Genomic DNA, 12,801 nt, shown 5'->3' with positions numbered 1-12,801 from the left:
GTGTAATCTCGAAGATAATCCATACAAACCCTCCTATTGGAAAACTGTTTTATTTGGATTCCTTTTCCATTATACCATCAGAGCATTTTTTTAGATTAAAAGGTTTTCGGTTTTACAGCATTGAAAATAAGTAAAGTGGTGGGAATACGCGGTAATTCATGATAGTATCTATAGTACACAAACCTAATTAAACTCAAATCAAATATATAGGAGGAATGTACATGTCTAATACCACAAATGAAACATCGGTTGAAGCTTTATTTAAGCCCTTTGTCTCCAAAAATTTGCAGATTGCCAATCGTATTGTGATGGCGCCAATGACAAGAGGATACTCCCCAAATGGAGTTCCAGGGGCTGATGTTGCGGCTTATTATCGTCGGCGGGCGGAGAATGGCGTTGGTCTTATCGTCACCGAAGGAACCGTAATCGATCATAAGGCTGCTGCTGCAAGTCCGAATTGGCCTCACTTTCATGGGGAGGCTGCGCTGAGCGGCTGGTCCAATGTGGTAAAAGAAGTGCATGAAGCCGGCGGTAAAATTATTCCGCAGCTATGGCATGTTGGGTTAACGCGCAAAATTGGCGACCTCCCCAATAAGGAAGCATTGCCAATTGGTCCTTCGGGACTTAATCTATCAGGTGAGAAAATAACGGAGCCACTAACGGAGAAAGAGATTGGGGATGTTATCGCAGCTTACGCACAGTCAGCGGCAGATGCAGCACGAATCGGCTTTGATGGTATTGAGCTTCATGGTGCGCATGGTTATTTGATCGATCAGTTCTTCTGGGACCAAACAAATAAACGGACTGATGGCTATGGCGGCGACCTTGCAGCGAGGACACGTTTCGCTGTTGAGATTGTTGAAGCATGCCGTCGTGCAGTCGGAAAAGATTTTCCAATCGTATTCCGATTCTCACAATGGAAAGCGGGTCATTATGATGCCAAATTGGCGGAAACGCCTCAGCAGCTTTTGCAATTTTTGACGCCGCTTGCTGATGCGGGAGTGGATGTCTTCCATTGTTCAACACGGCGATATTGGGAGCCGGAGTTTGAGGATTCTCATCTAAATCTGGCAGGATGGACGAAGAAGCTGACAGGAAAACCAACGATAACTGTAGGCTCAGTTGGGCTGGATAATGAATTTAGAAGCAGCAGCGGGGACGCTGCGAAGCCGGCCATTTTGAACAGCTTAATTGAAAGACTAGAAAAGGAAGAGTTTGATCTGGTAGCCATAGGCCGTGCACTGCTTGCTGATCCAGAATGGGCAGCCAAAATACGCGACAATCGAACAGATGAGCTGCTGAGCTATGACGCAGGCGCTACAAAAACTTTATATTAATGTCGTACACGATAGAAGAGGAGCCTGCAATTAGGCTCCTCTTCTTCTTTATGAACTAACTGACAGAGTAACTCACTCATTCATTCGCTTGAGATAATCTCTTCTCCTCCAGATCACCCCATCGTGTTTTAGCCTGCCATTGGTTTCTTAGAAGAAATACGAATACTTGCAAATAAACTCATTAGTATTAACAAAAGATTAAAACCCATCGTTACAATCAATCCCGATTGCATTGTCATTCCGGCAGCTTGACTAACGACAAGGATAGCACCGCCTATACCGATCACCACACCCGGTGTGAAAGAATCTGCAAATTGCAAATTAGCGGAAGTCTCGCCAGCTCCGTCTTCACTAGTATGGGCAAATGCAACCGCACCGCTCGTTGGATGGGATAATCCCATTCCAATTCCTGCAATGATTTGCCCCATTACGGCCAAGGCAACCGTTACGTTTGGAATCCAACCGACTAAAGCAAAACCTATTGTGAGCAGCAGCACGCCTAAAATAATTCTTCTATTACGCCCACGGCCTTGGTCTGCTGTATCCCAGCGCCCTTGCAAATAAGCAAAGAGACACCAGCTAAGCGCCGCGCTGGCAACAATTAATCCGGCATGAGCGGGATTAATGCCTTTGATATCGATTAGAGCTAACACAAGAAAATTTTGTGTACTGACATATGCGGCGAAGAAAAGTCCACGTGTTGCTAGAATAGCTGGCATTCCTCTTCGGAATAGTAGAGTGCCCGTAGGCAACAGCTTGCGCAGTGGATATGACATGACGGATAAGCCGGCAATGCTTAGTACAGCTCCTGTAATTCTGGGCAGCATGCCAAGTCCAACGAGGAAAATACCTGTACCTATCGTTAAAAATAAAGCCATCCACGTAGCGGCGGCACCATTACCCTCCCTTGTACCTTGTACCTTCAATTTTCTAAAAGCCGGCAAGCTAAGGATGGCTGACAAAACGATAATCGGCAATATGCCCCAGAATACAAAACGCCAAGACCACTGTTCTGCAATCAAACCAGCAACAAATGGACCGAGCATAGACGGAAGGACGTAGGCTGTACCGAATGCACCGAGTATTTTGGAACGTAATTCATCGGGATAGCTTAAGGAGATAGCGGTGTATACGCAAGTCATCATCGCACCAGCACCAAGGCCTTGCAGCGCTCGCGCCGCAATCATAACGTACATATCGCTGGCAGCAGCCGCAGCAATCAGACCCGCAATAAACAAAACAAGTGCAATCGTAAACGGTACTGCTGGCCCTTTTTTATCAATAATACGACCGACAACCAGGGTGCCAACAATCTGAGCAAGCAGATAAGTGCTGAATATCCAGCCAAAGAGATGAATGCCATTCAAATCACCGGCGATGGAAGGAGCGATCGTGGTTACGGCTAAGCCCTCAAATCCTACTGCCATTACTGACAAAATAATTCCTATCGATAGTGCAAAATAACGCGGACTAAAAATGCTTTGATGATTCGGCATTGCCTTTAACCTCCAACAAAATTTTTTATGTATACGCCATATCCGGATACTTAGTAAACATATTTCTTTATAAAGTTCAGGCTACAGTTCAGCTTTGACTTTGTCAACATTTTTATTTAAAATGTAGAGAGTGATATAGAGTCAGTTGCCTCAAAAGGAGGTCCCTATAATGAGCGGAAGTCAAACGAACAAAGATTCCTCAACGAAGACGCGAAGAGGAATCATTAATCTGCTGAAGCAGCAGGGTGGTATGGATGTTATGGCATTAGCCTCAGAGTTTCTATTATCTGGAATGGCTATTCGCCAGCATTTAAATGCGCTGAAAGAAGAAGGATTAGTTACGTATGAAGAAGAAGCCCGTCCGATGGGGCGACCGGCCAAGCTGTGGAGATTAACGCCTGAAGCTGATCGTTTTTTTCCAAGCGGTTATTCGGAGTTGTCAGTTAGTCTGCTTCAATCTATGAGAGAGGCTTTCGGAATCGAGGGGCTGGATAAGCTGCTGGCAGTACGAAATAAAAATATGCTGGAGCAATACCTTTTCCAACTTGGCGGGGAATCTCATCTAATTGGAAAACTGGAGAAACTGGCTGATATTCGCACAAAAGAAGGTTATATGGCTGAGATCAAGGATCTAGGCGATGGAAGCCTGTTGTTTATAGAGAAGCATTGTCCAATCTGTGAAGCTGCTGCTGCTTGTGCCGGGTTATGTAAAAATGAGTTAAGCCTCTTTCAATCCGTGCTAGGCAGTGAAGTTCAGATTGAACGCGTAGAGCATATTTTGTCAGGCGGAAGAAACTGTGTTTATAAGGTGATGGAACCAAATAGTTAGCTGAAAGTACTTTGAATCCTGAACTATTAGTAGCATTTTAAATAAATTTAACATATTGAAGGCTGCCGAGAGTTTCTCGACAGCCTAATTACGCCAGAGGAAAATGATTTTTCATTTAAAAAGTGATGGATTCACCATCAATGGGTACTAGAATATGTTTTGAAAGTTCCTTTTCATCAAGGAATGCTTGTAATTCTCTTCGAGTTAATAAGCAGTGATTGAGTGCTTCCATATGTGAAACGATAATGGTCGATTGCGGAGCTGCCATATAGGTTTGATAAATGTCTTCTTTTGTCATAATGATCGGATCGCCTTGAAGAAATTGTGCAGCCCCTCCATTTACAATGATGACGTCAGGATGATGCAGTCTAATGCTGTCCTCAACATCATTGCACCATAATATTTATACAAAAGGCACGGAACATAAGCCCTATTTGGCCTATATTGAGAAACAACAGCAGTACATCTTGAACAACTTCAAAATCAGTGGAGAAGGTTGTTATCTTTTGGAGTGCAGATTTCCATCCAACCATGAGCTGGATCTATTTTTAACCGAATTAAATAATCATGTTAATTATAAGTTGTCTATTGTAATTAGTAAGTGAAATACTCTGATCGTATCATTGTATTTGATCAAGGTGCGGTTGTGGAAAGCGGAACTCATGATCAGCTTAAAGGGCTTTATTAGTATTTAATCAGCCAGCAGCTGGAGTGAATATAACAGTGAGCCGTAAGTTTATGACATAGCTCTAAAACAGACCCTAATTCAAATTGACGGTCAGTTAGAAAGTCCTTATTTTCTGCAATCGGCAGAGAAATAGGGGCTTTTTTTGGTGAGCTGCTTTTAAGAGGGATGTTTAATTTCTGTGAATCTAAGGTCAGGGATAGAATTTTAGCGCTCGATAAAACGTAAGATTTAAACTGCGGATCATTTTTTGTTTAAATTCAGTTTACAAAGGTACGTTACCATCACGTTATCAACAGTTGTATAGGAGGAATTACAATGGTTCATGTAAATAAGAAGAAAATAGAGCCAAACCACGGTGACTGGGCTGTCGAAGCGAACGGACTCGTAAAAACTTTTGGTGAAAATCGGGCTGTGGATGGCGTGAATATGAATGTACGCGCGGGTTCAATTTACGGTGTGCTTGGTCCGAATGGAGCTGGCAAGACCACAACGATTAGTATGCTCGCAACCTTGCTTCGTCCAGATGCAGGCTCGGCGCGAATCTTCGGGCACGATGTAGTAAAGGAATCACAGATTGTTCGTCAATTAATTGGGGTTACCGGCCAGTACGCATCGGTTGATGAATCACTAAGCGCTACAGAAAACCTGGTTATCTTCTCTAGGCTGYTAGGGCTTGGGCGTTCAGAAGCGAAGCGTAAAGCAGATGAATTGCTTGAGGAGTTTGGTTTGACGGAAGCAGCGAAGCGGCCATTGAAAAACTTTTCCGGCGGCATGCGCCGCCGCTTGGATTTGGCGGCGAGTCTTATTGCACAACCGCCGCTTATCTTCTTGGATGAGCCGACTACAGGGCTCGACCCGCGTACGCGTGCTCAGATGTGGGATACGATTCGCCGATTGGTGAAGACGGGGTCGACCGTGCTGTTAACGACACAGTACCTCGATGAGGCGGATCAATTGGCTGATAGAATCGCAGTTATCGATCGCGGTCGGGTAGTGGCAGAGGGCACGGTGGATGAACTGAAAGCTTCAGTAGGTACCTCCTCATTGCAATTGAGAGTAGTAAACCCGCTGGACATCGAAGCAGCTCGTCAAACGGTTGAACATGTGCTGAAAACACAATCCATTGTGTTATATGAAGCTGGAATGATTACGGCCCCTATGGCGGATGCCGATTTGGTCACAGATCTGCTTATCGCACTGCGTGAGAGAGGGATTCATTTGGCAGAAATGAGCGTACAAAAACCGACCCTTGATGAGGTGTTCCTCACAATCACAGGTCATGGTGTTAAAGAGGACGCTGCACAAGCGTCCGATGTATCCAATAAAGCGGAGGCGGTAAAAGTATGAAAAGYACTTTCATTCAATCAGGGTTTGATCGTGAGCTGAAAAACCACACGAGCTTTGGTCAAACCATTCGTAATTCATTAACGATGGCTTATCGCGGCCTGCTTAAAATTCGGCGTACACCTGAGCAATTGTTTGATGTTACACTTCAGCCAATCATCTTTACTTTAATGTTTACCTATATTTTTGGCGGTGCCATCTCAGGTGACGTAATCAGTTATTTGCCCGTCATCATTCCCGGCATTCTCGTGCAGACTGTAATTACGACCTCAGTTGTTACTGGCGTTCAATTGCGTGAGGACATGGACAAAGGTGTATTTGATCGATTCAAGTCATTGCCAATCTCACGAATTGCTCCGTTAGCTGGAGCTTTGCTTGCAGACACCATTAGGTACACGATTGCTACTGTACTCACTTTAACTATGGGATACATTATGGGCTATCGTCCTGATGGAGGCCTTGATCATGTGGCCATCGCTGCTCTACTTGTGATCTTTTGTTCTTGGTCAATCAGCTGGATCTTCGCTTTCTTCGGCGTCATCGCCCGTACTGCCTCAAGCGTACAAGGGATATCGATGATTGTGCTGTTTCCGCTGACGTTTCTTTCCAATGCCTTTGTGCCGGTTGATACCATGCCGAAATGGCTTCAATGGTTTGTCAACATCAATCCGGTCTCCCATCTTGTCAGTGCCGTCCGTGATTTGACCAACTCTGGAACGGTAGGCTGGGATCTAGCTATCTCTCTGATCGGAGCAATTGTGATCGTAGCCATCTTTGCACCGATTACGGTTCGCGCCTATATGCGCCGGACATAATGAACAGCGTGGAGTTTAATTGATGCAAGCGCCAAGCTCCACCAATCGCTCAAATCAAAACGGCAGAAATGCCGTTTTTTTGTTTTATTTTCTATAGCGAGCTCTTATGAAGTTCGCAAATTTCCATAATATGCTATGATTATTGGTAGAAAAGTATAGATGATACCATGAATGAAGCAGCCATTTGGAAAGGAAAGATGACATCAATGAAGTATGGGGAATTAATCGGAGAAGGCAATACCGCATCGGTTTATGAATGGGAAGAAGGGACAGTGCTTAAGCTTTTCGTTCACGGTTATCCAAAAAGTGATGTAGAAAGAGAGTTTAGAAACGCACAAGCCATTAATGATATGAACTTCGCAAAACCAAAGGCATATGAAATGATTAGTTATGAAGAGCGTATGGGTATTATTTATGACAAAGTGGAGGGCGAATCACTGCTCGATTGGGTTTTGAAAACAGGTGATCTCCATGGATGCGCGGAGCATATGTCCAAGCTTCATAAGTCGATTATACAAAATAGAGTCAGCACTAGCGATGTGCCGGATTACAAATCATTTTTAAAATACAATATAATAAATGCGTCATCGGCTAATGCAATGGAACAAGAAGGCGTATTGCACAAGTGGAGTGAATTGAAGGATGGAGACACACTTTGTCATGGTGATTTTCATCCAGGCAATATATTAATATCCAATGGTCAGACAAAAGTTATCGATTTCATGAATGTGTGTCACGGACATATTTTATATGATGTTGCAAGAACTGTATTTTTGGTGGAGTATACACCCGTGCCTGAAGGTACAGAGGATATAGAGGTGGTCAGGGGATTAAAGAGAACATTGGCAGATTTGTATCTTAACCAAATGGATGTTACCCGTGAAATGATACAAGATTATTTATCGGTAATCATTGCGGCTAGAGTTGGAGAATGTCCTGACGAACCCCGCTGGAGAGAACAGCAGTAAATGGTGACTGAAGTGGAGAAAGAAAAAGACAGCCTCCAGTTGAATGGAATGCTGTCTTTTTTTTGCAGCTATGCACTAGTGATTGAAGGCTTGCTCTTTTTGCTTGTTCAAGGCGATGAAAACAGTAAATAACAGAAGGATGATTCCAGTAAAGATGAACCCTTCGATAATGTTGAAAGGAAGCCATCCCAGAACGGATGAGCCTGCAACTACACCAAGAGAGAAGAAGGCATAGAAATATCCATAAGCTTTCCCGCGAAGCTCTGCTGGCGTAGCTCTAATCAGCATCGTATTGATGGATGGGAACAAGAAAGCAAAGCCGATACCATATAGGCCTAAAACAAAATAAAGTCCTAATGTCGTTGATGATTGGCTAATAAGCAGCTGACTTAATCCCATTAACCCCATGCCTAATGCCATCGTTCGTGATGGGGAAACGCGATCGAATATACGGTTTGTAGGAAGTACAAACATGAGAACGGCAATGATCCCGAAAGTGCTCATTAGCGTACCGCTTAATTTCGAATCATATCCAAGCGTTTGAACATGCAGCGGCAACAAATAAGCGATTACGCCTTGAGAGAACATTAAGAAAAAGGCACCGCCATAAGCTTTTACAACACCTGCATTAAAGAATGAGCCTGCTGCTTGTTCGATCGTGTTTTCTTTTTCTTTCTTTAATGGTTTGTACTTGCTTAAAAAAATAGCAGACAAAATGGCGAGTGCAAACCCTAATACAGCTACACAAGTAAAAACGAAGGGAACGGAAGTTTTGCTTGCCATAATTCCGCTGAAAGCAGGTCCAATAATGGCGGCTAATCCAACAAATGTACCCGTGAAGGCAACTTTTTTCCCTTGCTCATTATTTATCGTAGTATTTGCAGAGAAAGTAAACGCAGCTGGAACAATTAATCCGGCCACAAAACCATGAATGATTCGTACGATTATTAATACGACTGGAGAGTCAACGAATTGATATAGCAGCAGTGCGCTGCTTGTCAGAAGCAAACCGATCATTAGTATTTTGAACGGCCCTACCTTATCCGTCATAATACCAGACAATATGTTGCCAAACGTATTCGTTAACGAATAAAGCCCAACAACAATGCCTACAATAAACGAGCTTGCACCAACGGAAGCGGCAAAAGTACTCATAACCGGCAGCTGTGCAAATAAATCAATAAAAGAGAAAAACACGATACTGTACACTAATATGGCATAGTTAAATGGCTTTACGCTATATTTAGCTTGTGCTTTCTTCAGCTTCCAATCGAGCAAAAAGTTGCCTAATGGCACAAAAGCCGCAATTACTGCTGCTGCAGGCCAAAGCAAACTCCACTTCACTCGAATAGCTGCGTAAAGTATCGCTACAGCATATAAACTGAAAATCCCCCCGTGAATACTTCCCATAAGCGTCACGGCTTGCTCTATTCCCCATATATATTTCAAGGGCATAGCGATACATAGTAATAAAAGTAATGAAATGCCATCTAGAAAACCTGTGATTCGTAAAATGTGAATTGGATGTCCTCGCACTTTTCATGCTCCTAATATAGATTGAATTGATCTCTCTATTCTAACATTTAATTAGGCGATAAAAATAGAACGAGGCAGATGGAAAGTGAAGGTTCAGCAACAAATATGAGATGAACGATTTATTTTTGGAAGATGTCGTCAAAAATGGTGAATTCAAAATCTCATTATTTGTTTCAATTAAAGCTTGACCTTGAAGTGTACTTCAACATTTATGCTCTAGCTAATCAATTACGGCTATCCATAATTGAAGTCTGAGATAAAGTTGGAGGTTATGTATGATGCGAGTATTAGAGGTAGTTGTTATTTTGGTCATTATTGCAGTCACGACGGGAATCCTAATTGGCAAAAGAGAACGGCGGCTGAATGCAGTGTTATGTATGTCCTTAGTGTTGATTGTATTATTGCATGGAATAATCGATCATTTTCGCATACAGATGGTTCCAGCCTATGCCGCTGTTTTAACGCTAATCATTGTATTGGTCCTTAGATTGTCTAAGCCGCACAGCATAGTCCGCACTAAGCTTTTGTTAAAAAACAGTTTGCTAACTGTTGTCGTAATTAGATGCCACTCCTTCGGTAGGAGTGGTTTTCTTTTTTATACCGAATATTTTGTGCGGAAAACCTCGATTTTTTTTGACTCGAGGGGTAGTGTCTATCATTGCTAATGGACATGAGATCCGCTAATTTTGAATTTTAGTGGGTTTTGACATTTTAACGGACATGAGATCCGCTATTTGTGCTGAAACACTCAAAAAGACTCGATTTATAGCAAATAGCGGAACCTATGTCCGTTAAAATCAAAAAAAGAGCTAAATCCCATAAATAGCGGAACCTATGTCCGTAACACCCGCCACCCAAGCTGCTTTTTCTGTCACATTAAGAATTCAAACACCCCACGCAACTTTGAGGCACACAAACCCACACCCAAGCAACAATGAGAATAACCGAAACACCCCCACGCCGATGTTACATTGAGTATTACCGACTTAAACCCGCGCCAAGTTACATCTAGTAATACCAGAATAAACCCACACTGATGTTGCATTGGATAATACCGGAACAAACCCATGCCAAAGCAACATTGAGTATTACCGAAACAAAAACACGCCTACGTCACATTGAGTATTACCGACATAATCTCACACTCAAGCAACAATGAGTATTTTCGTAACACGTACAAACCCACGGAACTTTGACTATCACCGTCAGATTACCCACTCTCATGCTACTAAGACGGATGTATACCGTTACAATCGAATTTTAAAAGTACGGCAACGTTGGTGGCCACTGGATACCTCTAACAGTTGGAGTTCAACGAGTTTGTACAAAATACGCCTTGCATGTCGATCACTTACTCTGAGATGCTCAGCGAGTTCTAAAGGAGTTATTGGTCGGAGCAAACGTCGTGCTAGTCGTAAGGTTTCCGCTTCAGAGCTCATTAACTGTGAAGGCACATCTGAAGAAATGAATTTACCGATAAAAGCAAGAACGAGCTGCTGGCATTGTTGCGGTTCGTCCGTAATAGAAGGGTAAGCAACAGGCAGCAGCATCCAACCGTCAAGAGCTAACAAACAATGCCTTCTACACAAATCATTAATCGTCTTACATCAAGATCTCGAGCGTGGGACGCATATCCTTGAATCTCAATTCCACCTTTTGCGCCACCTGGCATATAGGCAAGATCCAGATATCGATAGCCATTATTGAAATCGCGAACTTCCCATTCAGGCAGCAGATAATCAAAATGTCCGACAGCAGGGAACCATACTGATCGTAGAAATTCAACTGTTCCGTGGCCAAGTCCCTTATTGAGCAATTCAAGTCTTCTATGATTACTCTCTGAATCAATATTGGCTTGTAACCATTCCTTATATTTGTGATCAAATTGAGATGCCATAACTTACACTTCCCCTCTGCAAAATAAAAACGCCGCTGTCATACAAACACTCCCAAACAGGAATGGTTGTATGACAGCGGCGTGTTCTTCACGACCTATGTTGTCAGTATATCGTCAGCTGACTATTTCATCAATAGCCGTTATTTCTAATATTCATAAGTGTCTCATAGTTTTTGTAAGATGCACTATTAATTGAACAAATACGATATATTATTKATATACAGCTTGAGTAACACACCCAAACAATTGACATCTAATCAATTTTTTTCAAGAACCCAACTGATAACGCAGCTTATAAAATCGAAACAATTCCTTCACACCATATTATCATCAAAATAGAGAAGACATAACTGAGTAAAAGCACTAAAAGCACTTGTTCAAGCACTTAAGAACCAAATCTTGAAGGGTAACCGTAAAATATCCAATAGGAGGTTCGGCATGAAAGTTAAGATTGTTATTATAACAGGAGCAAACTCGGGGATCGGAAAAGCGGCAACGCTGAAGTTTGCAACCGAAGGATATCATGTTATCATGGCTTGCCGCAATTTGCAGATTAGTAGACCTGTGCAACAAGAAATCATACTAGCAGCAAACAATGTTAATGTAGATTTGATGGAGCTGGATATTTCATCGTTTGATTCTATTCGTTTATTCTGCGCTGCATTCAAAGCTAAATACTCACGGTTGGACATTTTAATACATAACGCAGCTTACTTAAATCATGGAGAAAAGCAATATAAGCTTAGTCCTGAACATATTGAATTGTCTTTTGCTACAAACACATTTGGTCCCTTCTTAATGACTAAGTTGCTGACAGACCATCTTCAAAAATCGCAGGACCCGAGAATTCTTAATGCCTGTACGACCAATATTAAAAATTTCTTCGATCCCAAAAGAAAAATCGATTTCGATAATTTACGCGGTGAACTGCAAAACAAGCAGCGTCACAGTGTATATAAGATGTACGGAGACTCCAAAATGGCGTTATTGATATTAACCTTCAAATTAGCTGAACAATTGAAAAGCAAGGGAATTAAAATCAATGCGCTTCAAATCAACCGAGTAAAATTATCAAAAGAAACGATAAGCAAACTTAGCCCATTTTGGAAAGTGCTTGCTACGGCTCAAAATTTAACGAATCCGCCACCAGCCGGCATGGCAGACAATTATTTTTATATTTGTACTTCAGATGAATTCCGCGATGTAACAGGTCAGCTAATTAACCACAAGCGAGAGATAGTTGCACCATCCACAAGCGAAAAAGGTGTAGAGCAATTGAAAAACATATTTGGTTCGGGAAGCTATCCTAAATACGCTATTGACACTGAAAATTCGTCGAAGCTATGGGTTTTAAGCACGGAGCTGACTAGTAATTTTTATGAGTCGTAAGCACAACAGGAGTAGCAGAAGTTAGAAGGAAATAAAGTTCTAGACTGAAAAATAAAGTGTTAGACTGACGATGCGACGATGCTTCATTAAGCTAACGAGCAGGATACTTTAATCACTGCTCTAATACTTTAGTGGTGAGATTCAAGCCTTTCATTGTACTTTCGGATAGTTACATTTAATGTTAGTTGAGGTGGTGGTTGATAATTGAAGAAAAAACTATGGATACCAATGGTACTTCTTATAGTGGCATTTATTGTATAGATATTAATGTATACATACCCAAAGCACTATAAATTTACGATTCAAGGGGTATTGTATCAATTGGGTGAAGAAAATAGTGATTTTGTGAAGCCAGATACCATATTTGTAAATGGTAAAATGAAAAAGAACATAAAAGGAGTAAGAACATTCACAGGAATAATCGATATTAAAGGTGAAAATATACCTGTTCCAGAAGAGCATCGACAATTAAAGATAACACTGAGCGAATATGGTGAAGCAG

10 protein-coding genes and 2 pseudogenes are annotated in these 12,801 nt (G+C 42.1%); 8 read left to right on the top strand and 4 right to left on the bottom strand.

The features are described from left to right. Window positions 1-221: 221 nt before the first annotated feature. Window positions 222-1,337, top strand: a complete 1,116-nt coding sequence (locus AC1DSE_RS19005) for an NADH:flavin oxidoreductase (protein WP_477512127.1) — start codon at window positions 222-224, stop codon at window positions 1,335-1,337. Window positions 1,338-1,465: 128 nt separating this feature from the next. Here the strand turns inward: AC1DSE_RS19005 and AC1DSE_RS19000 are convergent, their stop codons facing one another. After that, window positions 1,466-2,833, bottom strand: coding sequence for an MFS transporter (locus AC1DSE_RS19000; protein WP_477512128.1), 1,368 nt, complete (start codon window positions 2,831-2,833; stop codon window positions 1,466-1,468). Between the two features lie 169 nt (window positions 2,834-3,002). Between AC1DSE_RS19000 and AC1DSE_RS18995 the strand changes: the two genes are divergently transcribed. After that, window positions 3,003-3,662 (top strand): helix-turn-helix transcriptional regulator, encoded by a 660-nt coding sequence (locus tag AC1DSE_RS18995; protein WP_477512129.1) that lies wholly within the window; start codon window positions 3,003-3,005, stop codon window positions 3,660-3,662. Window positions 3,663-3,777: 115 nt separating this feature from the next. Here AC1DSE_RS18995 and AC1DSE_RS18990 read toward each other — a convergent pair whose 3' ends face one another. Next, complete coding sequence (locus tag AC1DSE_RS18990) at window positions 3,778-3,960, bottom strand: hypothetical protein (RefSeq protein WP_477512130.1); 183 nt, start codon at window positions 3,958-3,960, stop codon at window positions 3,778-3,780. 100 nt (window positions 3,961-4,060) lie between these two features. Here AC1DSE_RS18990 and AC1DSE_RS18985 point away from each other — a divergent pair. The 4 genes and pseudogenes from AC1DSE_RS18985 to AC1DSE_RS18970 form a co-directional block, all read left to right on the top strand. Beyond that, window positions 4,061-4,267, top strand: a pseudogene (locus tag AC1DSE_RS18985) (Lrp/AsnC ligand binding domain-containing protein); the annotation flags it as partial. Between the two features lie 398 nt (window positions 4,268-4,665). Next, the gene (locus AC1DSE_RS18980) at window positions 4,666-5,697 is read left to right on the top strand and encodes an ATP-binding cassette domain-containing protein (protein WP_477528030.1); all 1,032 of its coding nucleotides are present in this window, start codon (window positions 4,666-4,668) and stop codon (window positions 5,695-5,697) included. Beyond that, a complete protein-coding gene (locus tag AC1DSE_RS18975; protein ID WP_477512132.1) occupies window positions 5,694-6,509 on the top strand; it encodes an ABC transporter permease in 816 nt (271 codons plus the stop codon). Before AC1DSE_RS18980 ends, AC1DSE_RS18975 begins: the two co-directional genes overlap by 4 nt. Window positions 6,510-6,676: 167 nt before the next feature. Beyond that, the gene (locus tag AC1DSE_RS18970; RefSeq protein WP_477512133.1) at window positions 6,677-7,477 is read left to right on the top strand and encodes an aminoglycoside phosphotransferase family protein; all 801 of its coding nucleotides are present in this window, start codon (window positions 6,677-6,679) and stop codon (window positions 7,475-7,477) included. A gap of 75 nt (window positions 7,478-7,552) precedes the next feature. Here AC1DSE_RS18970 and AC1DSE_RS18965 read toward each other — a convergent pair whose 3' ends face one another. Next, on the bottom strand, window positions 7,553-9,013 hold the full coding sequence (locus AC1DSE_RS18965) for an MFS transporter (protein WP_477512134.1): 1,461 nt from the start codon (window positions 9,011-9,013) through the stop codon (window positions 7,553-7,555). Between the two features lie 1,247 nt (window positions 9,014-10,260). Next, window positions 10,261-10,910 (bottom strand): annotated as a pseudogene (locus AC1DSE_RS18960) (transcriptional regulator). 438 nt (window positions 10,911-11,348) lie between these two features. Here AC1DSE_RS18960 and AC1DSE_RS18955 point away from each other — a divergent pair. Continuing rightward, the gene (locus AC1DSE_RS18955) at window positions 11,349-12,299 is read left to right on the top strand and encodes an SDR family NAD(P)-dependent oxidoreductase (RefSeq protein ID WP_477512135.1); all 951 of its coding nucleotides are present in this window, start codon (window positions 11,349-11,351) and stop codon (window positions 12,297-12,299) included. A gap of 321 nt (window positions 12,300-12,620) precedes the next feature. Next, on the top strand, window positions 12,621-12,801 hold a 181-nt coding region (locus tag AC1DSE_RS18950; protein WP_477528029.1), incomplete at its 3' end, for a hypothetical protein.

It is taken from the genome of Paenibacillus sp. 01L418, from assembly GCF_056400045.1.
The sequence above is the reverse complement of the archived record's forward strand: the minus strand, read 5'-3'. Positions and strand labels throughout refer to the sequence as shown.